Below are 22771 nucleotides of genomic sequence, written 5' to 3' on the forward strand. Positions count from 1 at the left end.
CCTTCCGTGAACGCCGCCGACACCCTCTCCGACCTCGCCGTCTCCCTCGGGGCCGACGCGGTGGGGTGGGCACCTGCCCAGGTTCCGGCCCCGGCGGTGGCCGAATACGCGGGCTGGCTGGCGGCGGGGCGGCACGCGGGGATGGAGTACCTGGAGCGGCAGCTTCCGGCCCGCTCGGACCCGGCCTCGCGGCTGGAGGGCGCGGGCAGCGTGCTCGTGCTGGGCGTGTCGCACGCCTTTGCGGACCCCGGCCCTCCGCCCGGCGGGGTGCGGGTGGGCCGGGTGGCCCGCTATGCCTGGACCCCCGACTACCACGACCAGCTTCAGCCTGTGCTGACCCGGCTGGAGGAGGAGGCCGCGCGGCTGGGCTTCCGGGCACGCGGCTACGTGGACCACGGCCCCGTCATGGAGCGCCTCTTCGCGGCCGGGGCCTTCCTGGGCTGGCGCGGCAAGTCGGGCATGACGGTCAGCACGCGGCTGGGGGCCTTCGTGACGCTGGCGGTGCTGCTCACCGACCTCCCCTTTGAGGGGACGGCCCAGGCCCACCCCGACCGCTGTGGCCGCTGCTTTCGCTGCGTGGCGGCCTGCCCGACGGGGGCCATCGGGGACGACCGCAAGATCGATGCCCGGCGCTGCATCTCCTACCTCACCATCGAGCACCGGGGGCCGCTGCCGCACGACCTCCGCCCCGGCGTGGGCGACTGGCTGTTCGGGTGCGACGTGTGCTCGGAAGTCTGCCCGTGGTCGCAGAAGGCAGGTCCACTCGCCGGGCTCCTGAAGCCCGACCCGGAATTGGCGCACCCGGACCTCTCGGCCTTTTTCGGGGTCAGCGAGCGGGGGTTCGAGCGCCGCTTCGCAGGCACCGCCTTCCTGCGCCCGCGCCGCAAGGGGATGGCCCGCAATGCCCTCACCATCCTGGGCAACACCCGCGCTTCCCAGGGCTGGCCCCTCCTCCTCGCCGGGGCGGAGGACCCCGCCTGGGAGGTGCGGGAGGCGGCGGCGTGGGCGCTGGGGCAGTGGAGCGAGGGGGGCCACATGCGCCCGCTGCTGGATGACCCCCACCCGGCGGTGCGGGAGACGGCCGCGCGGGCCTTGACCCTGGCTTCATGAGGGCAACTCTGAGGCTTTTCCCACTCGTCACTGTCCGGCGGACGTGATGAGGTGGGAGGCATGGCGACCCTGACCGAACAGTTCATGCAGGCCCTGCGGACCACTGAGGACCGCCGCGATCCCACCCCGCTCGTGGAGCTTTTCGCCGAAGGCTGCACCCTGCGCAACATGACCACCCAGGAGTGGAGCGGGCTGGACGGGGCGCGGGACTTCTGGACCCGTTACCTGGAGAACTTCAGCACCATCCACAGCGAGTTCTTCCACCACGCCGACGACGGGCGCACGGGAGTCATGGAGTGGGAGGCGACCGGGCAGCTCGCGGGCGGGCACGACATCGCCTACCGGGGCAGCAGCGTGATCGAGCACGACGGCCAGAAGGTGCAGGCTTTCCGCACCTACTACGACTCGGCCGCCTTCGTGAAGCCCGCCGTGGAGGGCCAGGAGCAGGGCTGAACCCCACCCTTCCCCACCGCCCCGGTCCTCGCCTGCGGAGCCGGGGCTTTTCTTTCGGCGTTAAAGGCGAACTCAAGACGCGCCCGTCATCCGGCGCCGCTAGCATGGGCCTATGCGCCCCCGCTTCCCCCTGCTGCCCCTCCTCGCGGCGCTCCTGTCCCTCTCGGTCACGGCGGAGGCCGTGCAGACGGCCGCGCCGCCCGTACTGAAGCCCAGTGTCACCGCCCGCTACCCGCATGACCGGGGGGCCTTTACCCAGGGCCTCCAGTACCTCGGCGGGGGCACGCTGCTGGAAAGCACCGGGCAGGTGGGCGAGTCGGGGGTGCGGCGGGTGAGCCTGCGAACCGGCCAGGTGCTGCGGCAGGTGCCCACCCCTATCGCCAGCGCCTTCGGGGAGGGCGTGACGCTGCTGGGGGACGTGGCCTACCACATCACCTGGCAAACGGGCGTGGCCTTCGCCCTCGACGGCGAGACGCTGCGCGAGCAGGGCCGCTACCGCTACTCCGGCGAGGGCTGGGGGCTGACGCACGACGGCCGCTCGCTGATCATGAGTGACGGGTCCTCCAACCTGTTCTGGCGCGACCCGCGCACCTTCGCGGTGACGCGAACCCTGCGGGTGACCGACCGGGGACAGCCCGTGAAGAACCTCAACGAGCTGGAATACGTGCAGGGCCAGATCTACGCCAACGTGTGGCTCACCGACCGCATTGCCCGCATCGACCCGCGCACGGGCCGGGTGACCGCGTGGCTGGACGTGGGCGAGCTGCTGGAAGAGGCCAGCGACCGCGCCGACCGCACCGGGCGCCCCCTTACCTTCGACGACGTGCCCAACGGCATCGCCTACGTGCCCGAGCGCGGCACCCTGCTGCTGACGGGCAAGCGCTGGCCGGTGCTGTTCGAGGTCAAGGTGCCGGGCGTGACGGCGGTGGCGGCCAAGCGGTGACCCGGCCCCCCCAGCTCATCGTCCTGCGCGGCAATTCGGGCAGCGGCAAGAGTTCGGTCGCCCGCGCCCTGCGGGAACGGTACGGGTACGGGATGGCCTGGGTGGAACAGGACGACCTGCGCCGCATCCTGCTGCGCGAACACGACGTGCCGGGCGGCAAGAACATCGAGCTGATCGCCCTGAACGTCCGCTACGCGCTGGAACACGGCTATCACGTCGTTCTGGAAGGCATCCTGACAGCCCGGCATTACGGCCCGATGCTGGAGCGGCTGCACCGCGAGCACGGGGAAGCGAGCCACTTCTACCGCTTTGACCTCCCCTTCGAGGAGACGGTGCGGCGGCATGCCACCCGGCCCCAGGCGCGGGAGTTCGGCGTGGACCTGATGCGCGGCTGGTATCAGGAACGCGACGGGCTGGCGTTCGTGGCCGAGCGGCTCATTCCCGCTGGCAGCACGCTGGAAGCGACCGCCGAACGGCTCTGGAACGAGACGGGCTTACAGCACGCTCAGGACGCGGTCGGCTGACGCCCCTGCGTGAGCTTCTCTCCCACCGCCCGCCAGATCGCTTCTGCCAACTCGGCCTCGTCCCGCGCGGCGTCGAGGATCAGAAAGCGCCCTGGCTCCTGTTGGGCGAGGTCGAGAAAGCCCTGCCGAACCCGCTGGTGAAACGCGAGGTCGGCCTGCTCCAGCCGGTCCGGCTGGCCGCGCTGCGCTGCCCGGCTGAGTCCCAGCGCCGGGTCGAGGTCCAGCAGCACGGTGAGGTCAGGGGTCAGGCCCCCGGTGACCTCCTCCGTGACAGCCCGCAACAGGCCCGAATCCAGTCCTCGCCCTGCCCCCTGGTAGGCGAGGCTGGAGTCGGCATAGCGGTCGCACAGCACGACCTCGCCCCGAGAGAGCGCCGGGCGCAGCACCTCGCGCACGAGCTGGGCGCGGCTGGCCGAGTACAGCAGGAACTCGGGGAGGGGGTCCATGTCGAGCGCGGGGTCGAGCAGCACCTCGCGCACCCGCGTGCCGAGCCCGGTGCCCCCCGGTTCGCGGGTGACCGTGTGGGCGACCCCCGCCGCCTCCAGCCGCGCCGCGAGCCGCCGGAGCTGCGTGCTCTTGCCCGCGCCCTCGGGACCCTCGAAGGTGAGAAAGAGGGGGGTCATGGGGCACCTGGAATGTGGTCAAGAAGTCCACAAGTCGAGAAGTCGAGGAAGACCAGCGGGCCAGCGGCCCTCGACCACTCGACCCCCCGACCTCTCGACCCAGCGCTGGGCGCCGTCACAGTCCCGTCGGATGGTGCAGGAACTGCCACGCCAGCCCGAACTCGTCCTCCAGCCGGGCGGCGAGTGCCCGCACGCCGAAGACCTCGGTCTCGTAGTGTCCGGCGTAGACCACGTTCACGCCGTACTCGAAAGCGTCATGGAAGTGCTTGTGCTCGGGTTCACCCGTGAGCAGGGTGTCGAGGCCAGCGGCGGCGGCCTCCGCGACGGCGCCCGCCCCGCTCCCGCTGAGGATGCCGAGGCGGTGGACCTCGGGGTTGCCGCCGCCGTGGACGAGGCAGATTTCGCCCGTCAGCTTCTGCACCCGGTCGGCGAAGTCCTGCAACGACTGGGCGAAGGGCAGCTCGCCCGAGAGCCCGATCTTGTGCCCCTGCCAGTCCCCGAAGGGCCGCGTGTTCTGGAGGCTCAGGGCACGGGCCATCATCGCGTTGTTGCCGACATCGGGGTGGGCGTCAAGGGGGATATGCGCGGCGTAAAGGTTCAGGTCGGCCATCAGCGCCGTGCGGACGCGCTCGCGGTGCGGCCCGGTGAGGGGCAGCGGGCGGCCCCAGAATAGGCCGTGGTGGACGAGCAGGAGGTCGGCCCCGCTGTCGGCCGCCGCCTGAAGCGTCTTGACGCTGGTGTCCACGCTGGCCGCCACCCGGCGGATGGTCGGCGTGCCCCCGATCTGGAGGCCGTTGAGGCTGGGGTCGGGGTAGGCACCGATCTGGAGGTACTCGTTCAGCCAACGCACCAGCGCGTCCCGGTCGATCTCGCCGCGCTGGGTCTGGAGGGTCGCTTCGGTCATGGGGGGCATTGTAGGCGCGGGGCCTGATCGCGGTGCTCCGTTGCGTTGAAGGGACAAACAGCGTCCCCTCAACTCCTCTCCGGCCGCTCTCCATGACGGATGCCCGCTCCACTCGGGCCGGACCAGTCGAGGGCAAACCGATCCACTGGTCCGGCCACCGCTGTCAGGCCGGAACGTCCCGGACCACGCTTTCGTGCCTTCCCTCGACCACCTCCAGCCGGTTGCCGAAGGGGTCACGCAGGAAGACGCGCGGCACCCCGGCCTCGGTGTCGGCCCGGTACGTCACGCCGTGGGCGCCGCAGTGGGACTGAAAGGCGGCGAGGTCCGGGCAGCGCAGCGCCGGGTGCCCCTTCTCGCGCGGCACGAAGTCGGGCGTCACACCGACATGCAGTTGCCGCCCGTCGGGGAGAGCGAACCACGTGCCGCCCCGCGCCCGCAGCGCTTCCGGCTTGAGCAGTTCGGGAAGTCCCAGGAACGCACCGAAAAAGGCCCGCGCCGCTTCCTCGCACCCGGCGGGCGCTTCGATCTGCACGTGGTCGAGGCCGGAGATCAGGGAGGTCATGGCCCGAGGGTAAGACCCAGAGCGGCCGAGCACATGTCTCTACTCTGGGAACAACGACTTCCCCCCGGTCGGGGGTGCCGAGGTGGATGGCGTTCCTGCCGTCCGGTCGAGTCTGCCTGGGCCAGCCTGCCCGCAGGGTCCCTTCACGGTCAGGCCGTCGCCCGGCAGGCCGACTCCTACGGATTCCGGTCCAGCAGTGACACACCCTGTTCACCCCGAGTGGACTGGCAAAGCTGCGGAGCAAAGCGAGCAGGAACACAACGGTGACCGGGAAAGGAGTTCCCCGGTCGGCGCTCTCCCGGTTCGAGAACGGGTTGGACGGAAACCGTATCAGCCGTACGCCCATCCGCGTCGCCGAAGCCCCCGCCGCGCTGGGAACTGAAGGCCGCGTGTTCAGGCAGGCCGCTTGAAATAGTGCAGGGTGCCTCAGGTCCCGCTGTAGGTCCAGCCCTGCGCCTCCAACTCCTTGCGGACGCGCCCGGCCAGCACTCCGGCCCAGCAGCCACAGAACCAGCAGCTCCACAAACTGTCCCCCCGAGCGAACTGAGAAGGAGCAAAACGGTGGCCGGAAAAGGAGTCCTTCCATCGGGGGCGCCTATGGGAGGACGAATTGGACGCAAACCGTGTGGGGCCCTAGCCTCCTCAAGTCTCCTCACCTCGCCAAGCCACTCCCCGTAGAAACGTGAGGGACCCGTGCTACACGCGCACGGGTCCCTCACGGGTGCCTCTTGGTGGCGATGCCCGGACTTGAACCGGGGACCTAACGATTATGAGTCGTTCGCTCTAACCAGCTGAGCTACATCGCCTTGAAAAGTGCCCCGCGCAGTGGCGGGGCCTTTTGGTGGAGCTGAGGGGATTCGAACCCCTGACCTTCTGAATGCCATTCAGACGCGCTCCCAACTGCGCCACAGCCCCGAAGGCCCGGTTAGATTACAGTGGCGTCCCCGACTTGTCAACGCCCGGCCCGGCACTGCGGGCGGCCAGCCCCACGTACCCCTCGATCAGGTGCACCACCACCGGGTTGTGGGTGTGCACCCCATGCGCTTCTCCGCTCCCACCCTCCTCGATAAAGTGCGCGATCACGGCAGCCTCGCCGTCGCGGGCCAGGAGAAAGGGGCGCTGGCCCCCAGCGGCGATGGGCGGCAGGCCCGTGAGCGCTGCGCGGCGCAACTCCACCCCGCGCGGGGTCAGGCGCTCCAGCCGCTCGGCCAGTGGGGTCTCCCCCGCCATGTAGACCCGCTGCCGGGCATTCAGGGTGAGGTCCTCGCACAGGCTGCGGATGGCCGCTTCCCCGTAGAGGTGGTAGACGGCCTCGGGCGCGGGGTCGGGCGCGAGGCGCGAGAGGTCACGGTCGAGTGCCCCGAGGCGGTCGTCGAACGACCGCCTCGCCCGCGCGAGGTACTCGCGGGCACTCAGCGGGGCGTACTCGAGCGGATTTTGCCCCACCCGCGCGGCCAGGCCCCGGCCTTCGAGGCGTTCCAGCGTCTCGTAGATCTTGGGCCGGGGAATGCCTGCCTGCCGCGCCACGCGGGCGGGCACGGCGCGGCCGAGGGCAAGCAGGGCGGTATAGGCACGCGCCTCGTACTCGGTCAGCCCCAACGCTTGCAGGTGAATCACGGCGCTCATCTGGGTTCAGCATACGGGAAGCCCGGCGCGGAGCGAGCCCCGCCGGGCGCGTGCCGCCGCCGGACCCGCGCGGGCCAGCTTCAGGAAGCCTCAAGGGTCAGGCAACCACGGACAGGACCGCTGGCGGAAACTTCGGACGGGGTGGGAGGCCGAAGCCCACTTCGCCCCGCTCTTTCCAACCAGTCTGCCCCCCCAGATGGATTGCGGATTACCCGTTGCGGCCCCTCCGCTCTGCTGCGCAGCTTTGCCAGTCCCGCCGGTCGCGGCTCACCGTGACTCCATCCCTGCCGATCCGGAATCCTTCTCATCTCATCCGCTGGCCCTGCGACGCGCGGCCGAAACGAGGCTTTCCATGCGTACCCTGCTCCTGCTGACCACCCTAGGGCTGCTCCTGACCGCCTGCAAGACGGATCAGGCGGCCACGACCTCGGCCGACACTTCGGCGCAGGAGGGTGCCACTGCGGGCGCCGCCGCCCCGCCCACCCGGCAAGAAGGGGTCTTGCAGGTCGCCATGGAAGGCACCTACCCGCCCTTTACTTTCCGTGACGAGGCTGGGGAACTCACGGGCTTCGATGTGGACATCGCGCGGGCGCTGGCGGGGGAACTGGGGCTGCGGCCCGAGTTCGTGCTGACCGAGTGGAGCGGCATTCTGGGGGGCCTGCAGGCCGACAAGTACGACGTGATTCTCAACCAGGTGGGCATCACGCCCGAGCGGCAGGAGAGCATCGGGTTCAGCGAGCCGTATGCCTACAGCCAGCCGCAGATGATCGTGGCGGAGGACAGCGACTTCGACCCACAGAGCCTGGAAGACCTGCGGGGGCGGCGCGTCGGCGTGGGCCTGGGCAGCAACTTCGAGCAGCAACTGCGGGCCGTGGAGGGCATCGAGGTGGTGACCTATCCCGGTGCGCCCGAGTACCTTGCGGACCTCGCCGCCGGGCGCATTGACGCGGCCTACAACGACCGCCTGCTGGTGGGCTACCTGATCACCCGCGACAACCTCCCTGTGCGGGGTGCAGGCGTGGTGGGCGACCCCGAACCCGTGGGGGTGGCCTTCAAGAAGACCAACACCGAGCTGGGCGAGGCGGTCAACCGGGCGCTGGAGGCCATTCAGGCGAACGGCACCTACAGCGAGATCAGCGAGCGGTGGTTCGGAGAGGACGTGAGCCAGCCCTGAGGGGGACGACCCGCCCACCCGCCGGGGGCGAGGCCCCATGACCGAGACCCTGGCGAGGATCGCGCAGAGTGCCTGGGAAGCCCTGCCCACGTTGCTGGCGGCGGCTCCCATCACCCTGGGCTACGCCCTGGCCGCCATGCTGTTGGGGTTGCCGCTGGCCCTGCTGGTCGCCCTGACACGCATCGCGGGTCCGGCCCCCCTGCGGACCCTGGCGGGCCTGTACGTGTCGTTCATGCGCGGCACGCCCCTGCTGGTGCAGATTTTCATGCTGTACTACGGCCTTCCGGCGTTCGGGGTGCAGGTCAGCCCGCTGGTGGGCGGGGTGCTGGCCCTGACCCTGAATGCCGCTGCCTACCTCTCGGAAACCATGCGGGCCGCGATTCTCAGCGTGCCGCGCGGCCAGTGGGAGGCCGCCGCCAGCCTGGGCCTGAGTCGGCGGCAGACCCTGCGGCTGATCGTGCTGCCGCAGGCCGCGCGGGTGGCGCTGCCCAGCCTGGGCAACACGCTGATCGGCCTGGTCAAGGACACCTCGCTGGTGTCGGTGATCACGGTGGTCGAGCTGCTGCGCGGCGCCCAGTTGGTGATCGCGCGGACCTTCGAGCCGTTCGGTCCTTACCTCGCCGCCGCCCTGATCTACTGGCTGATCAGCAGCCTGCTGGCGCTGGCCCAGCGGCGGCTGGAGGCCCGACTGGCCCGCCAGGGGTAGCGGGCGGGTTTCAGTCGGCCCCGTCGGGCACCGCCTCCTCATCCGGGCGGGGGGCGAGTTGCCCGATGCCCAGCAGCAGCAGCCCGATCACGACCGTGGCTGCGCCCCGCAGCAGCCCGCCGAGGTCACTGACGTCCAGCAAGACCAGCTTCAGTGCCCCCACCCCGAATGCCGCCAGCCCCACCCACCACCGCAGGGGACGGCGCAGCCCCCGCGCCTGCACCAGCAGCGCCACCGCTCCGGCCAGCAGCGCGGCGGTGGAGGCCAGCGTGAGAGACCCCTGACCTCCCAGCAGGTACTCGGCGGTGCGGCCCGCGAGCGCGAGCAGCCCCAGGGTCAGCGCCGGCAGGACCACGTCCCGCACGGGCGGGGGGCTCAGGAGGCGCCCCACCCGCGCCCGGTCGCCGCGCGGGTCTGGCCCGCGCACCAGCCACCGCCAGCCCCCAGGGGTGCCCAGCAGGGCCAGAGCCGCGCCCGTCCCGGCGGCCCCCAGCAGACGCCACCCCTCCACGCGGGTCGCCGCCGGACCCTCCAGCATCGCCCCCGCGCTGGCGAGCAGCGCCACCCCCAGCACCGGCCACGCCCGCCAAAAGCGCCGGGTCTCGCCCGGCAGCGCCGCGACCCCCACCGCGAGCAGCGCGAGGAGGGGAGCGGCGCGTTCCCCCGCCCCGTCCAGCTCCGGCCCGGTCAGGAGGCCCAGGGCGGCGGCCCCCACGGCCACCCCCTCCAGCCCCTGCCGCACCCGGACGGGGAGCAGCGGCCGGTGCAGCCTGGCGAGGGCGTACAGCAGCCCCCCCGCGAGCAGACTGTGCCCCGCGAACACCGCGCCGCTCCCCGCGGAGGCCGCGCCCAGCAGAATCAGGACCGACCCGCCCGCCACGGCCCCCCACACCAGCGTGCCCGCGAGCCGCCCCCACCCGGAGCGGGAACGCGCCGAATGGTGTAGGGCCAGGGTCCCCGCCGAGAGCAGGGCGACGGTCCCGGCCGCCGCAAGGAAGCGCGTTCCCGCGCCGAGGTTCCCCAGCAGTCCCCCCGGCACAGACAGCCCGTGCATCAGCGTCACCGAGGCCAGGCCCGCGACCACGGCCCCCGCCCGCCCCCCCAGCACGAGGCCCCCGCCCAGCGCCAGGGCCGCCACGACGGGCGACGACGGCCAGGGATTAACCAAGTGGTCGGCCAGGACCAGGCCCAGCCCGGTGGCCCCCACCCCGCGCCACACCGGGGAGCGCAGCCCCGCCCCCAGCAGCGCCACCCCCGACGCCAGCCCCAGCAGCCGAGTGGAGGTCCGCCAGCCGTCCAGCCCGAAGGCCAGCGCCCCGCCCAGCGTGCCCACGCCGACGCCCAGCACCGCGTCCCGCAGCGCGGCGGCGCCCGGTCCCCGGCGGTGCAGCCCCAGCGCCAGCCCCCCGCAGATGGCCCCGAGCCCCAGCAGCGCGGCGACCACGGGGGGCCGCGCCGCCCCCGCCCCGCCGTTCAGGGCGCTCAGCAGCGGCGCCGCACCTGCCAGCCCCGCGAGCAAGACCCCGGCGGCGCCCAGGGTGACGCGAGCCGGGAGCCACGTGGGGACCGAGGAGGCCGGACCCTCCTCCTCTGCCCGCACCTCCTCGGTCCGCAGAGCGACCGCCAGCGCAGCGCACACCGCGCCCAGCAGCAGCCCGCCCCACAGCAGCGGGTGCCCTGCTTGCCCATGAAGCTGGGTGGTGACGACCAGGCCCAGCAGGCCCACCGCGGGGAGGAGGGCCAGCACGCCGCTTCCCGCTGGCCGCAGCCGCCGCTCCGCGAGGGCCGTCGCCCCCGCGATGCCCAGCCCGGCCAGCCCCGCAAAGGTCGGTTCCCCCAGATTGTCGGCCAGCAACCAGGTCGCCACGCCCGCGCCCGCCAGCGCCGTGGCCGTGCCCAGCAGCCGCCCCCGCGCGGCCCCGTGGACGGCCACCGCCAGGCTCAGGGCCAGAATCGCGGCCAGGACGGTGCCCGCCGAGGCCACCCCCGCTCCCACCAGCGCCCCCAGGCACAGGGCGAGCAGCCCATACCCCAGCCCCCGCATCGCCTCCCCGATGACCGGCGCGGCCCGCCCCGCCGCCGCGTACAGCGCCACGGCCAGCGCGGCGGCCAGTCCCAACAGCACCTCGCGGGTCAGGACGCCGCTGCGGGCCAGCGCCGCGAGGAACCACGCGGCTCCCACCAGCGTGACCCCGGCCCCCAGCACCGCGAACACCGTGCGAGACGGGATGGGAGTGGTGCGGGCCGGGTAGAGCGCTTCTCCTGCACCCGGATCTTCCGGCCAAACGGGGGGCGGGGCGGCGGCCGGAGGGGGGACGGGCTCCGGGTCCGTGGTGACCGCCGGGGCTGGCGGGGGGACGGGCACCCGCGCCCTGACCTGCGCCTCCAGCGCCTCTAAGCGGGCACGCAGCCCCCGCACCTCCCGGCCCAGGGCCGACAGGCGGACCAGCACGGCGAGGCCCAGCAACAGCAGCGCGAGCAGCAGCAGGGACATGGAGGCAGCGTACCCGGCGGCGGGGGGCGTGGGCCGCCGGGATGCGGCGACTCCTCCGTGGTCAACGAAAAAACCCCGGCTGAGCCGAGGTTTCTGTCTGGTGGGCGGTATAGGATTTGAACCTACGACCCCTCGCGTGTGAAGCGAGTGCTCTACCGCTGAGCTAACCGCCCGAACAAGCTTGTGGTGGGCCCTGCCGGATTTGAACCGGCAACCAATCGGTTATGAGCCGACTGCTCTCACCGTTGAGCTAAGAGCCCTTGGGCCAGCGAGCGAGAGGAAGTGTACCGGGGGGGGCCGCCGCTTGTCAAACCTGGGGGCAGGCCGGGGTGGTAGCGTGCGGGTCATGCATGTCCTGCACGTGGCGTCCGAGGTCTACCCCTATTCCCGGTCGGGCGGGCTGGGCGACGTGCTGGCGGCCCTCCCGGCCGAGCAGGCCAGGCTGAGAGCCGAGGTGACCGTCCTCTCGCCGTGGTACGCGGCCCTGGCAGGCACGCCGCAGGAAGTCTGGCGCGGCGACGTGCCCGGCGTCGGCCCTGTGCGAGTGGGTGAGGTGCGGGTGGGCGAGGTGCGGGCGGGCGGCGTGCGCTTCCTGTTCCTGGGGCTGCCCACCTTTGACCGCCCCGGCCTCTACCACCCGGACGACGTGGAGCGCTTCTGCGCCTTTGGGCGGGCCGCGCTTCCGGTGCTGGAGGCGCTGGGCCTGCGCCCGGACGTGCTGCACGGCCACGACTGGCAGGCGGGGCTGGTCGTCGCGCAGGCCCATCTGGCGGGCCGCCGCACCGCCTTTACCATTCACAACCTCCAGTACCAGGGCCGCTGGAATCTGCCCGAGGCCCGCGCGTGGACCGCGCTGCCGGAGTGGACCTTTTCCTCCGAGGGGGTGGAGTTTCACGGCGACCTCAACCTGATGAAGGCGGGGCTGACCTTCGCGGACGCGGTGACCACCGTCAGCCCGACCTACGCCCAGGAGATCACCACGCCCGAATACGGCGAGGGGCTCGACGGCCTGCTCGTGCGCCTGACGCTGGAGGGGCGGCTGAGCGGGATTCTGAACGGGCTCGATCAGGACCGCTGGAACCCGGCGACCGACCCCGACATCGTGCCCTTCCGTGACCCGGCGGGGAAAGGTCCCAACGGCGAGCGCCTCCGCGCCGAGTTCGGGCTGGACGCGGCCCCGATTCTGGGGGTGGTCAGCCGCCTCGCGGACCAGAAGGGCATGGACCTGCTGCTGATGGGCCTGCCGGAGCTGGTGCGTGAGTGGAACGTGGTCGTGCTGGGGGGCGGCGATCCCCTCCTGACCGCCGCGCTGACGGGGTGGGGCCATCACCCACGCGTGGCCTTCGTGGCGGGCATGAACGAGCCCCTCGCGCACCGCATCTACGCGGGGGCGGACGCCTTTGCGATGCCCAGCCGCTTCGAGCCGTGCGGCCTGTCACAGATGATTGCCCTGCGCTACGGCAGCCTGCCCGTCGTGCGGGCGACCGGGGGGCTGGTGGACACCGTGCCGGGCGACGTGGGCTTCCTGTTCGGAGAGGCCACCCCGCAGGCCCTGACCGCCGCGTGCGCCGAGGCCCGCCGGGCGCGGGAAGACCGGGCCGAGTGGGAAGACCGCATGGCACGCGGCATGGAGCTGGACTTCGGCTGGGAGAACCCGGCTCGGCACTACCTGGAGCTGTACGGGCGGCTCAGCGCAGGAACTTGAGCAGCGCTGCGTTAAACGCCTCCGGATTGTCGAGGTTGGAGAGGTGGGCGGCCCCCGGCAGGACCCGCAGCTCGCCGCGCCCCGCGTCCGCGATCTCCTGCGCGAGTTCCACGGGCGTGATCTCGTCGGCCTCGCCCACCAGCACGAGGAGGGGCACCTCCAGCCCGCGCAGGGTGTCGCGGTGCTCGCCCCGCACCGCCATTGCCCGCAGCGCCCCGGCGATGCCCTCACGGGAGGCCGACTCGATCATCGGGCGCACCCGGCGGAAGGTCGCGGGCGAGTGCTCCTTCTCGGCAGCCTCCACGATGAAGTCGCGGCCCTCTTCCTCCACCCGGTCGGCCTGCTCGCGGCGGTCTTCGGTCTTCTCCGGGTCGTCGGCCCGCAGGGACGTGTCGGCCAGCACCACGCGGGCGAACCTCTGCGGGGCCTGCCGCAACAGCTCCAGTGCCAGGTAGCCGCCCATGCTCAGGCCCACCACGGCGAGCGGCCCGCCCTCCGGCAACGTTCCGAGCAGGTCGCGGGCGGCGCCCTCCAACGTGGTGATCGCCCCCGCCTCTCCCCCAAAGCCGGGGAGGTTGGGGGCAATGACCCGGAAGCCCTCGGCCTCCAGCGCCGCCCGCTGGTCGTCCCACATGGCGGCGGAGAGGGGATAGGCGTGGAGGAGCAGGACAGTGCGGGGCGCGGGGCCAGTCATGGAGTCAGGCTAGGGTGCCGGGGGCGGGAGGGCCATTGAGCCGGCCTTGATAGGCTGCCCCATGCCCGTCACGGTCACGCCCGCACAGCCACTGGAGTTGCTGCCGCAGTTCGCCACGCTGTACGGTGCTTCCGAGGACGACTTTCGCCCGGTGGCCGCCAGATTGGCCGGGGCCTGGGCCGCTCGGGACGGGGCCGGGAAACTGGTGGGCGCCTTGGGCCTGCGCCCCAGTCCGCACCACGGGACGGAATTGATGGGTGGGGCGATGCCGGGGCCGGAGCAAGGGGAGGCCGCGACCGCCCTCGCCCGGATCGCGCTGGAAGCAGTGGGGCGCACCTACGCCTTTGCGGAGCCTCACCTTTTCCCGGCGCACGCGCTGGAGGCGGTGGGCTACCGGGTCGCCGGGTTCTACCGCCTGCTCTGCGGCCCCACGCCGAGCGGATCGGCACAGACGCCGGACGGGTTGCGGCTGTTGCCCCTCGCGGCCGTGCCCGATCTCTCCACCCGTATGGCAGGCCTCGCCACCTACCAGGACCGCATCGGGCACCACACCCCGGCCCCCGAACACGCCAAAGACGGCGCGGGCGGCTCCGACCCGGCCCTCAGCCTGATCGCACTGGACGCGGATGGGCGGGCGGCGGGGCTGTGCGTGGCCGGGGTCAGCGGGGATCAGGCCCACATTGGCTCGCCGGGCGTGCGCCCCGACCTGCGGGCCACAGGACTGCGCCGCGCCCTGCTGCTGGGCGTCTGTGCCCTGGCGCGGGAACGTGGCCTGGAACGAATCCGGGTGGAGAGCTGGGGCGACACGCCGCAGGAGCTGGCCGACGACCTCGCGCTGGGACTGGAGGTGGAAGAGGAAACCGCCATCTATGCGGCGGGCTGAATCCCCTCCCGCCGCGCTACCATCCTCCCCGTGAATCTCGCCGTCGTGCTCGTCTCCCCCAAAACGCCCGGCAACATCGGCTCGGCGGCCCGCGCGATGCTGAACATGGGCGCCCGCGACCTGCGGCTGGTCGCCCCGCGCTGCGACCACCTCGACTCGCAGGCGGTGGCGATGGCGGTCCACGCGGCGGACCTGTTGCGCGAAGCCCGCGTCTACCCCACCCTCCGCGACGCCCTGGCCGACCGCGACCTCAGCGTGGGGACCTCGGCCCGGATTCGCGCGGACCTGCCCCCTCCCCGGCACCCCGCGCAGGTGCGGCCCCTGGTGCGGGCGGCCTCGGCCCCGGCGCTGGTGTTCGGGCCGGAGGAGACGGGGCTGGTGAACTCGGACCTGGAGCAGTGTCAGGTGACCGTGCGGGTGCCCACCGGGGACTACGCCAGCCTGAACCTCGCGCAAGCCGTGCTGCTGGTGTGTTACGAGTTCTTGCAGGCGCAGGACGAGGTGCCTGCGAATGAGCGCAAGACGGCGACCCGCGAGGAGATGGAGGCGATGTACGGCCACCTGCACCAGACCATGCACCTGATCGGCTACACCGACGCGGTGCGGGCGCGGCACACGCTGCGGCTGTGGCGGGCGATGCTGGACCGCTCGCTGATGAGCAGCGCGGAGAGCCGCCTCTTCCGGGGCCTGCTGCGGCAGGTGGAGTGGAAGGTGCGCGATGCGGCGCGGCGCGGCACGGTGGAGGGGACGGTCACCCCCCCGGCGGACGGGTCCACTCCGGACTGAAGCCCACGGCGCCGGGCATTACGGAGCGCGGGGCCACCCCCTCCCTACACTGTCCCCATGACCGAGTTGCCCGCCTCCCTGCCTGCCGCACCGCCCACGTCCCCTCCCCGGGACTGGCCGCTGTCGCGCCGGGTGCGGCTGCTGCGCAACGTGCTGCCGCCGCTGATCGTGCTCGTGGTGGCGGTGGTGGAACTCTTGATCGCGGGCCTTCAGAATCCACGGGCCGAGATCTGGGCGCACCTGCTGTTCTACGGGCTGGTGGGACCCGCAGTGACCTTTTTCAGCGTGGAGTGGATCGCGCAGGGCACCCGCGCCCGCGAGCGGGCCGAGCTCGAACTGCGGGCCACCTACGCGCAGCTCAGCGCCTCGCACGGGCAGCTTCAGGCGGTGCAGGAACTGATGCGCGACCTCAGCGGGGCACCCGACCTCGGGGCGGTGGTCGAGGTCGCTGCGCGGGGCGCGGTTCGGGCGACCGGGGCCGCGCACGCCACCCTGACGGTGCCGGGGGGCCTCAGCGCGGCGGCGGCGGGCGAGGGGGACGCTGGAGAGGCCCGCTTCCCGCTGCGGGTGCCTATCCCCGGCGGGGGGGCGCTCGCGCTGCATTTCGCGGACCCCCCGACGCCCCAGACCGAGGCCCTCGCGCAGGCCATCGCCGCCGAGGTCGCCACCGGGGTGGAGGCCGCCCGGCAGCGCACCCTGGACCTGATGACCCTCTACAGCGTCGACCAGTCCATCCGCGCCGAGCGCAACATGCGCCGTCTCCTCGCCCGCGTGACCCGCAACATGGCCGAGCGGGTGCAGGCGGGGGCGCGGGCCGCCTACCTGCGCGATCAGGACGGGCTGCTGCGGCTGGAATACGCCGAGGACTGGACCGGCGAGCGCGGCGGGCGCGGCTCCCTGGCCCCCGCCTTCGTGGAGCGGGTGGCCGAGGCGGGAACGCCCCTGGTCGCGGCCGAGGCCGAGGCCGCCGAGGTCTTCCCCGGCGCGACCTCCGCCCTGGGTTTTCCGATGCGCGACGAGCAGGGGCTGGTGGGCGTGCTGGTGCTGGGGGACGAGCGGCCCGGCGCCTTTGAGGACGCCCGCCTGCCCCTCCTTGCGCTGCTGGCCGCGCAGGCCGCGCTGGGCGTGCGCAATGCCCGCGCCTACCTGTACTCGGAGGAACTCGCCATCAGCGACGAACGCGCCCGCATCGCCCGCGAGATTCACGACGGGGTGGCGCAGTCGCTCGCCTTCGCCGCCCTCAAGCTCGACGTGGTGGCCCGGCAACTGCGGGGCGAACCGGACAAGGCCGAGGAGGAGGTCCGCGCGGCCACCGTCCTGCTGCGCGAGCAGATCAAGGAAGTCCGGCGCTCGATCTTCGCCCTGCGGCCCATCGACCTTGAGCGTTACGGGCTGCTGGAGACGGTGCGGCGCTACGTCGAGGACTTCGGGCAGCAGAACAACATTCGCACCACGCTGAACGTCACCGGGGATATCCACCTCGCGCCGGGGGACGAGGCGGTCGTGTTCCGCATCCTGCAAGAAAGCCTCAACAACGTCGCCAAGCATGCCCGCGCCCGCGAGGTCACCGTCAGCCTGCACGGGGGCCACCGGGTCACCCTGCGCGTGCAGGACGACGGCGCGGGCTTCGACCCTGAGCAGGTGTCGGGCCGCGTGAGCAGCGCCGGGGGCCTGGGCCTGATGCAGATGCGCGAGCGGGTGGAGAGCCGGGGCGGGAAGTACCGCGTGCTCAGCGAACCGGGGCACGGGACGCTGGTGGAGGCGGAGGTGCCGCAGGCGTGAGGGCCTGCCAGAGCGGCCATGCCAGACTGCCAGATGGTGTTTGCCTTCCCCACTCCCGAGGACGACTTCGAGCGCGAACTGCTCAGCAGCATTCAAACGCATGGCTGGTCCGTCCTCAAAGTGCCTGCGGACGAGGAAGGCCCGGGGTTCGCCTTCACCCTGGGTCTGTGGGGCAACTATGGCCACCCTGAGGTCATCATGGTGGGACTCGATCTCGACCTGATGCATCAAATCCTCAACCTCATTGGGGATGCTGTAAAGGCGGAACAACAGCGGTTTGAGGACGGTCAACACTATGCGGAACTGCTAGAGGACCTTCACTGCGCTTTTGTCGAGGTCGCGGCGAACCATTTCATGGAGTATCTGGGCACTGCCCTGTGGCTCTACGGGCAACAACCTTTTGAGGCCCTGCAATGCGTGTGGCCGGATAGAGAGGGACTGTACCCCTGGCAAGACGGCTTCAACCCCGAGTGGCGCGAGCTTCAACCCCTGTTGAGCACCCCCTAGTTCAGCGTCCGCCCCCCCGCCTCCCCCACCAGCCCAAACGCCGGAATCGGCACCCGTGCCCGCACCCCCCAGGCGTCCTGCATCACGTAGTGGCCGCTCATCTGGCCGGGCGGGTCTTCCAGGGTGACGAAGGAGTCGTAGACGAAGACGCCGCCGGGGGCCAGCACGGGCTGCTCGCCCACCACACCCTCGCCGTCCACGACCGTGTGGCGGCCCGAGCCGTCCACGATGTCCCAGTGCCGGGCGAGCAGTTGCCAGGTGTCGTCCGAGTGGTTCTCGATACGGATGACGTAGGCGAAGAGGTGCCGCCCCGCCGCCGAATGCGCGGCGAGGTAGCTCACCTCCACGCCCACCCGCACGTCGGGGGCCGGGGCGTAGGCAGGATGGCTCATGGGGCGAGGATAGCCGGGGAGCCTAGACTGGGCCGCGTGACCCAGGACAATCCGACCAGCAGTGCCCCCGCCACCATCAACGAGGACTTCCTGTTCGCCCTGCTGCGCGAGGCCGCCCCCAGCGGCTGCGAGCGCCGCGCCGCCGACGTGTGGAAGCAGGAGGCGTCCACCTTCGCCCGCGTCTCGGAAGACCACTACGGCAACGTGTACGCCGAACTCGGCCCGGAAGACGGCCCAACCATTGCGCTGATGGGCCACCTCGACGAGATCGGGCTGATCGTCTCGCACATCGGGGACGGCGGATTGATCAGCGTGCTGGGCGTGGGCGGCTGGGACCCGCAGGTGCTCGTTGGTCAGCGCATCCGCCTGCTCGCGCCGGGCGGCGATCTCTTGGGTGTGATCGGCAAGAAGGCGATTCACGTGATGGAACCCGAGGACCGCAAGAACGCCTCGAAGCTCGAAGACCTCTGGATCGACGTGGGCCTGAGCAAGGAGGAGGTGCAGCAGCGCGTTCCGGTGGGCACCTACGGCGTCATCGAGCAGGGGCCGATCCGGGTGGGCGACAAGATCGTCAGCCGGGCGCTGGACAACCGGGTGGGCGGCTTTATCGTGCTCGAAGCCCTGCGGGCGCTGAAGGGCGCAGAGCTGAAACACCGGGTGGTCGCCGTGGGCACCAGCCAGGAGGAAATCGGCGTATTCGGGGCGCACGTCAGCGGGCACCGCCTGAACCCGGTCGCGGGCGTGGCGGTGGACGTGACCCACGAGACGGGGCAGCCCGGCGTGTCCGAGAAGAAGTACGGCACCGTGCCCTTCGGCTCGGGGGCCAACCTCAGCGTGGGGCCGATGACCAGCCCCGCCATCCTGCGCCAGATGCAGGACGCCGCCCGTGAGGAAGGCATCCCCTACACCCTCAGCGCGAGCGGGCGCTACACCGGCACCGACGCCGACGCCCTGACGCTGGTGCGCTCCGGTGTCCCCACGGCGGTCGTGAGCATCCCGAACCGCTACATGCACTCGCCCTCCGAAATGGTGGACGTGCGCGACGTGAAGGCCTGCACCGACATCCTCGCGGCGTGGATTCGGCGGCTGGAGGGCGGGGAGGAGTTCCTGCGCTGATGGCGGCGGCCGCATAGCGTTTTGGCGGATGGCCGATCGGTAGACCCGCGCCTACAATCTGCCGGTGACTTCCCCCCCTCTGCCCTCCCCGGCCCCGGCCCGGCGTGCCGCGCTGCCCTTCATCCTCCTGACCGTCCTGCTGGACGTGATGGGGGTGGGCCTGATCATCCCGGTCTTTCCGGGGCTGGTGAGCGACCTCGCGGGCGATCCCACGCTGGGGGCGCGGCTGCTGGGCGTGTTCACGGCCGTCTATGCGCTGATGCAGTTCATCTTCGCGCCCATCCTGGGGGCCTTGTCGGACCGCTATGGGCGGCGGCCGGTGCTGCTGCTCAGCCTGCTGGGGCTGGGGCTGGACTACCTGCTGCTGTATTTCGCGCCGAACCTGTGGTGGCTCTTTGTGGGCCGGGTCATCGCCGGGGTCACCGGGGCGAGCATCACGGTGGCGAACGCCTACCTGGCGGACGTCACGGCGCCGGAGAACCGCGCCCGGTCGTTCGGGCTGCTGGGAGCCACCTTCGGAGTGGGGTTCATCCTGGGTCCGGCCCTGGGCGGGGTGCTGGGCGACGTGGACGCGCGGCTGCCCTTCCTGGTGGCGGCGGTGCTCGCGCTACTGAACGCGGCCTACGGCTTTTTCATCCTGCCCGAGTCGCTGCCGCCGGAGCGCCGGGGCACGCCCGAGCGCATCCGCCTCAATCCCCTCGCGCCGCTGACCGTGCTGGGGCGCTACCCACTGGTGCGCAACCTCGCCGCCGCGTTCGTGCTGATCGGGATGGCGCAGCAGGTCATCTTCAGCACCTGGGTGCTGTTCACCGAGCGGGTGCTGGACTGGAGTTCGACCCAGAACGGGCTGGCGCTCGCGCTGGTGGGCCTGCTCTCGGCGGTCGTGCAGGCGGGGCTGGTGGGCACGGCGGTGCGGGTCTTGGGCGAGCGCGGGGCCATTATCACCGGGCTGCTGCTGGGCGTCGTGCAGTACCTGCTGCTGGGTGCCGCGCGGACGGACGCCATGCTGTACGCCTCCATCGTGCTGGGGTCGCTGGCGGGAATCGCGGGGCCGTCCATTCAGGGCCTGATCAGCCGCCGGGTGGACCCCACCGAGCAGGGACGGGTGCAGGGCGCCCTCACGAGCGTGCAGAGCCTCGTCGGGGTGGTCGGGCCGCTCGTCGCCACCAGCGTCTTCGCGGCGTTTACCCGGCCCGGCAACCCGTATCACGAACCCGGCGCGGCCTTTTACATGGCGGCGCTGTTCAGCCTCGCGGGGACGGTGGTGGCGGGCGTGGTGCTGCGCCGGGCGGGCAAGCAGAGTTAACGCAATAGACGAGACAAGCCCCTCACCTCACGCTCGGCGAGGGGTTCTTTGTCGCTGCTCCTGCCCGTCTGTCAAATGCTGGAAGCGGTCAAACTGCCTGCTCCTCCCCCACTCCCGGCCGTGCGTCCAGCACGCTGTCCGGCACCCCCGCCAGCGCCCGGCGCACCACATCCAGCCCAGCAGCAGGGCGGTGGCCCTCCTCGCTCAGCGTGCGCTTCCAGTGCCGCGCTCCCGGCTGGCCCGCGAACAGGCCCAGGGTGTGCTTCATCATCCGGTTGAGGGGTTGCCCCTGCTCAAGCTGCGCGGCGACGTAGGGCAGGAAGGCTTCGATCGCCTCGCGGCGGGTGGGCGGGGCCACGTCCTCCCCAAACACGTCCCGGTCGGCGGTTGCCAGGAGGTAGGGGTCCCCGTAAGCCGCCCGCCCGATCATCACGCCGTCGGCCCAGGTCAGGTGCTCGCGGGCGGCCTCCAGGGTCAGGACACCGCCGTTGAGCACCACCGTCAGCCCTGGAAAGTCGGCCCCCAGCTGCCGCACCACCTCGTACCGTAGCGGAGGAATCTCGCGGTTCTCCTTCGGGGAGAGGCCGGAGAGCCACGCTTTGCGGGCATGGACGATGAAGGTCTCGCAGCCCGCCGCCGCGACGGTGGACACGAACCGGGTGAGGTGCGCGTAGCTGTCCAGATCGTCAATCCCAATGCGGTGCTTGACCGTCACGGGCAGGCGGGTCGCCCCCCGCATCGCCTCCACCGCGCGGGCCACCACGTCGGGGGTCGCCATCAGGCAGGCGCCGAACGCGCCGCTCTGCACCCGGTCGGACGGGCAGCCGCAGTTGAGGTTGACCTCGTCGTAGCCCCAATCTTCGGCGATGCGGGCGCACTCGGCGAGCGCCGCCGGGTCCGAGCCGCCGAGTTGCAGGGCGACGGGATGCTCGACCGCGCTGAACCCCAGGTGCCGTTCGCGGTCGCCGTGCAGGATGGCCCCGGTCGTGACCATCTCGGTGTAGAGCAGGGTGCGGCGGGTCAACGTGCGGTGGAAGACCCGGCAGTGCCGGTCGGTCCAGTCCATCATCGGGGCGACCGAGAGGGTGTGGGGAAGGCGGGAGGCGGCGCTCATCGCCCGGCAGTGTACGGGGTGGGAGCGGCTGGAAATGGGAAGGGAACCGCAGGCCCTCGCCCACGGTTCCCCGGCTCCTCTGCCTTTACTTTCCGGCCTTGTCGTCCCGCTCGGCAGGTTGCGCGACCTCGTCCTCGTGCCCGGCGCGGACGGTCTGACGCGGCTCCACGATCAGGCCGGGGCCAACCTTCGCGCCCGACTCCACGACGCTGTGCGCCCCGATCACGCTGAGGGGCGCGTCCGCCTCCTCGCCCCCGATCACCGCATCCGCCTCTACGACCGCCCCCTGGTCCACGATGGCGCGATTGACCCGTGCCCCGGCCTTCACGACCGCCCCCGGCTGCACGATGCTGTCCCGGACACTGGCCCCCTCCTCCACGACCGCGTTGGGGCCAATCACGCTGCCCAGCACCTCGCCCGCGATCACGGCGCCGCCGCAGACATAGGTGTGGTCCATCCGGGCGCTGCCGTGAATCCGCGTCGGCGGGCGGGCGATGGAACTGGTGATAAAGGGCCAGTCGGGCGTGTCCAGCGGGAAGCCCTGGCCGTCCAGAAAGTCCTGATGGGTCTGCATGTAGGCGTCCAGCGTGCCCACGTCCATCCAGTAGCCCTCCAGCGGAAAGGCGTAGGCGTCCCCCCGCGCGACGAGGGCGGGCAACAGTTCCTCGCCGTAATCGCCCACTTCGCCCTGCCGCTCCAGCTCCTCCAGGGTGTCCATCAGAATGGCCGCGTCGTACACGAAGACCTCAGCGGTCACGGTCTTCCCCAGCGGCTCGTCGGGTTTGTAGGCGAACTCGGTGACCTTGCCCTCCGCGTCCGCCCGCACGTTGCCGAAGCGGGTGGCCTGCGCCTCGTCCCCCAGGTCGGTGGTCACCATCGTGACGCTGGCCTCCCGGCGAACGTGCTCGCGGATCACGTCGGAGTAATCCAGCTTGTAGATGTGGTCGGCGCTCATGACCAGCACCACGTCGGGGGCGAACTCGCGCATCAGCGGCACGTGCTGGGCGAGGGCGTGGGCGTTGCCCTGCGCAAACTCGCCGTCCTCGTTCTCGGGGCTGGAAAAGGGCGGCATCACCACCAGCCCGCCGCGCGTGCGGTCGAGGTCCCAGGGCCGCCCGCCCGAGAGGTGGTCGTTGAGGCCGTGAGGCAGGTACTGCTCGACCACCCACACGTCCTGCACCCCGCTGTGGACGAGGTTCGAGAGCGAGAAGTCGATCAGGCGGTAGGTGCCCAGAAAGGGCACGGCGGGCTTGGCCCGTTCGGTCGTGAGGGGAGCGAGGCGGCTCCCCTTGCCACCGGCGAGGACGATGGCGAGGACCTTTTTTCCCGCGATGCGCGTATTCACAGGGGTCAGTCTGCGGGGCTTT

At 71.7% G+C, this 22771-nt stretch carries 22 protein-coding genes and 4 tRNA genes; 13 read left to right on the plus strand and 13 right to left on the minus strand.

Annotated features, from left to right (window positions below; all coding sequences use genetic code 11):
• Positions 1–6: 6 nt before the first annotated feature.
• From queG to L1280_RS06040, 4 genes are all read left to right on the plus strand, one after another.
• Positions 7–1110: a tRNA epoxyqueuosine(34) reductase QueG gene (gene queG / locus L1280_RS06025; protein ID WP_253581210.1), complete on the plus strand. Its 1104-nt coding sequence runs from the start codon at positions 7–9 to the stop codon at positions 1108–1110.
• Between the two features lie 60 nt (positions 1111–1170).
• Positions 1171–1563 (plus strand): nuclear transport factor 2 family protein, encoded by a 393-nt coding sequence (locus L1280_RS06030; RefSeq protein WP_253581211.1) that lies wholly within the window; start codon positions 1171–1173, stop codon positions 1561–1563.
• Positions 1564–1675: 112 nt separating this feature from the next.
• Positions 1676–2506 (plus strand): glutaminyl-peptide cyclotransferase, encoded by an 831-nt coding sequence (locus L1280_RS06035; protein WP_253581212.1) that lies wholly within the window; start codon positions 1676–1678, stop codon positions 2504–2506.
• A complete protein-coding gene (locus L1280_RS06040; RefSeq protein ID WP_253581213.1) occupies positions 2503–3030 on the plus strand; it encodes an AAA family ATPase in 528 nt (175 codons plus the stop codon). The genes L1280_RS06035 and L1280_RS06040 overlap by 4 nt, the downstream gene beginning before the upstream one ends.
• On the opposite strand, the gene tmk is transcribed toward L1280_RS06040, so the two are convergent.
• From tmk to L1280_RS06070, 6 genes are all read right to left on the minus strand, one after another.
• Positions 3012–3653: a dTMP kinase gene (gene tmk, locus L1280_RS06045; protein WP_253581214.1), complete on the minus strand. Its 642-nt coding sequence runs from the start codon at positions 3651–3653 to the stop codon at positions 3012–3014. The two genes, L1280_RS06040 and tmk, sit on opposite strands and share 19 nt — an antisense overlap.
• A 115-nt stretch (positions 3654–3768) precedes the next feature.
• Positions 3769–4557, minus strand: a complete 789-nt coding sequence (locus L1280_RS06050) for a Nif3-like dinuclear metal center hexameric protein (RefSeq protein ID WP_253581215.1) — start codon at positions 4555–4557, stop codon at positions 3769–3771.
• Between the two features lie 163 nt (positions 4558–4720).
• Positions 4721–5119, minus strand: a complete 399-nt coding sequence (locus L1280_RS06055; protein ID WP_253581216.1) for a glyoxalase — start codon at positions 5117–5119, stop codon at positions 4721–4723.
• 729 nt (positions 5120–5848) lie between these two features.
• A tRNA-Met gene (locus L1280_RS06060) sits at positions 5849–5925 on the minus strand.
• A gap of 33 nt (positions 5926–5958) precedes the next feature.
• A tRNA-Ala gene (locus L1280_RS06065) sits at positions 5959–6034 on the minus strand.
• 15 nt (positions 6035–6049) lie between these two features.
• Complete coding sequence (locus L1280_RS06070; protein WP_253581217.1) at positions 6050–6745, minus strand: TrmB family transcriptional regulator; 696 nt, start codon at positions 6743–6745, stop codon at positions 6050–6052.
• 352 nt (positions 6746–7097) lie between these two features.
• On the opposite strand from L1280_RS06070, the gene L1280_RS06075 reads away from it, so the two are divergent.
• Positions 7098–7919 carry a transporter substrate-binding domain-containing protein gene (locus L1280_RS06075; protein WP_253581218.1) on the plus strand — a complete coding sequence of 274 codons (822 nt, stop codon included), beginning with the start codon at positions 7098–7100 and terminating at the stop codon, positions 7917–7919.
• Between the two features lie 37 nt (positions 7920–7956).
• Positions 7957–8625, plus strand: coding sequence for an amino acid ABC transporter permease (locus L1280_RS06080; RefSeq protein ID WP_253581219.1), 669 nt, complete (start codon positions 7957–7959; stop codon positions 8623–8625).
• Between the two features lie 10 nt (positions 8626–8635).
• Here the strand turns inward: L1280_RS06080 and L1280_RS06085 are convergent, their stop codons facing one another.
• The 3 genes from L1280_RS06085 to L1280_RS06095 all read right to left on the minus strand — a co-directional run bounded on the left by L1280_RS06085 (position 8636) and on the right by L1280_RS06095 (position 11379).
• On the minus strand, positions 8636–11119 hold the full coding sequence (locus L1280_RS06085) for a hypothetical protein (RefSeq protein WP_253581220.1): 2484 nt from the start codon (positions 11117–11119) through the stop codon (positions 8636–8638).
• 98 nt (positions 11120–11217) lie between these two features.
• A tRNA-Val gene (locus L1280_RS06090) sits at positions 11218–11292 on the minus strand.
• An 11-nt stretch (positions 11293–11303) separates the two neighbouring features.
• Positions 11304–11379, minus strand: a tRNA-Ile gene (locus tag L1280_RS06095).
• Positions 11380–11465: 86 nt separating this feature from the next.
• Here L1280_RS06095 and L1280_RS06100 point away from each other — a divergent pair.
• Positions 11466–12824: a glycogen synthase gene (locus L1280_RS06100; protein ID WP_253581221.1), complete on the plus strand. Its 1359-nt coding sequence runs from the start codon at positions 11466–11468 to the stop codon at positions 12822–12824.
• On the opposite strand, the gene L1280_RS06105 is transcribed toward L1280_RS06100, so the two are convergent.
• Positions 12808–13518, minus strand: a complete 711-nt coding sequence (locus tag L1280_RS06105) for an alpha/beta fold hydrolase (protein ID WP_253581222.1) — start codon at positions 13516–13518, stop codon at positions 12808–12810. The two genes, L1280_RS06100 and L1280_RS06105, sit on opposite strands and share 17 nt — an antisense overlap.
• A 61-nt stretch (positions 13519–13579) precedes the next feature.
• Here L1280_RS06105 and L1280_RS06110 point away from each other — a divergent pair, with 61 nt between their 5' ends.
• From L1280_RS06110 to L1280_RS06125, 4 genes are read left to right on the plus strand one after another with little or no spacing between them, the layout of a single operon-like run.
• The gene (locus L1280_RS06110; RefSeq protein ID WP_253581223.1) at positions 13580–14401 is read left to right on the plus strand and encodes a GNAT family N-acetyltransferase; all 822 of its coding nucleotides are present in this window, start codon (positions 13580–13582) and stop codon (positions 14399–14401) included.
• 30 nt (positions 14402–14431) lie between these two features.
• Positions 14432–15187 carry a TrmJ/YjtD family RNA methyltransferase gene (locus tag L1280_RS06115; RefSeq protein ID WP_253581224.1) on the plus strand — a complete coding sequence of 252 codons (756 nt, stop codon included), beginning with the start codon at positions 14432–14434 and terminating at the stop codon, positions 15185–15187.
• 57 nt (positions 15188–15244) lie between these two features.
• Entirely contained in the window at positions 15245–16969 is a 1725-nt protein-coding gene (locus L1280_RS06120) for a GAF domain-containing sensor histidine kinase (protein WP_253581225.1), read from the plus strand.
• A 33-nt stretch (positions 16970–17002) separates the two neighbouring features.
• The gene (locus L1280_RS06125; protein ID WP_253581226.1) at positions 17003–17476 is read left to right on the plus strand and encodes a DUF4262 domain-containing protein; all 474 of its coding nucleotides are present in this window, start codon (positions 17003–17005) and stop codon (positions 17474–17476) included.
• Here L1280_RS06125 and apaG read toward each other — a convergent pair.
• On the minus strand, positions 17473–17868 hold the full coding sequence (apaG, locus tag L1280_RS06130; protein ID WP_253581227.1) for a Co2+/Mg2+ efflux protein ApaG: 396 nt from the start codon (positions 17866–17868) through the stop codon (positions 17473–17475). The two genes, L1280_RS06125 and apaG, sit on opposite strands and share 4 nt — an antisense overlap.
• Positions 17869–17904: 36 nt before the next feature.
• On the opposite strand from apaG, the gene L1280_RS06135 reads away from it, so the two are divergent.
• Both L1280_RS06135 and L1280_RS06140 read left to right on the plus strand, forming a co-directional pair.
• The gene (locus tag L1280_RS06135; RefSeq protein ID WP_253581228.1) at positions 17905–18984 is read left to right on the plus strand and encodes a M20/M25/M40 family metallo-hydrolase; all 1080 of its coding nucleotides are present in this window, start codon (positions 17905–17907) and stop codon (positions 18982–18984) included.
• Between the two features lie 64 nt (positions 18985–19048).
• A complete protein-coding gene (locus L1280_RS06140) occupies positions 19049–20290 on the plus strand; it encodes a TCR/Tet family MFS transporter (protein ID WP_371922883.1) in 1242 nt (413 codons plus the stop codon).
• A gap of 88 nt (positions 20291–20378) precedes the next feature.
• On the opposite strand, the gene dusA is transcribed toward L1280_RS06140, so the two are convergent.
• Both dusA and L1280_RS06150 read right to left on the minus strand, forming a co-directional pair.
• Positions 20379–21404, minus strand: a complete 1026-nt coding sequence (dusA, locus tag L1280_RS06145) for a tRNA dihydrouridine(20/20a) synthase DusA (protein WP_253581229.1) — start codon at positions 21402–21404, stop codon at positions 20379–20381.
• 85 nt (positions 21405–21489) lie between these two features.
• Entirely contained in the window at positions 21490–22749 is a 1260-nt protein-coding gene (locus L1280_RS06150; RefSeq protein WP_253581230.1) for a sugar phosphate nucleotidyltransferase, read from the minus strand.
• Between the last annotated feature and the right edge of the window lie 22 nt (positions 22750–22771).

Source organism: Deinococcus sp. HSC-46F16 (assembly GCF_024171495.1).
GTDB lineage: Bacteria > Deinococcota > Deinococci > Deinococcales > Deinococcaceae > Deinococcus.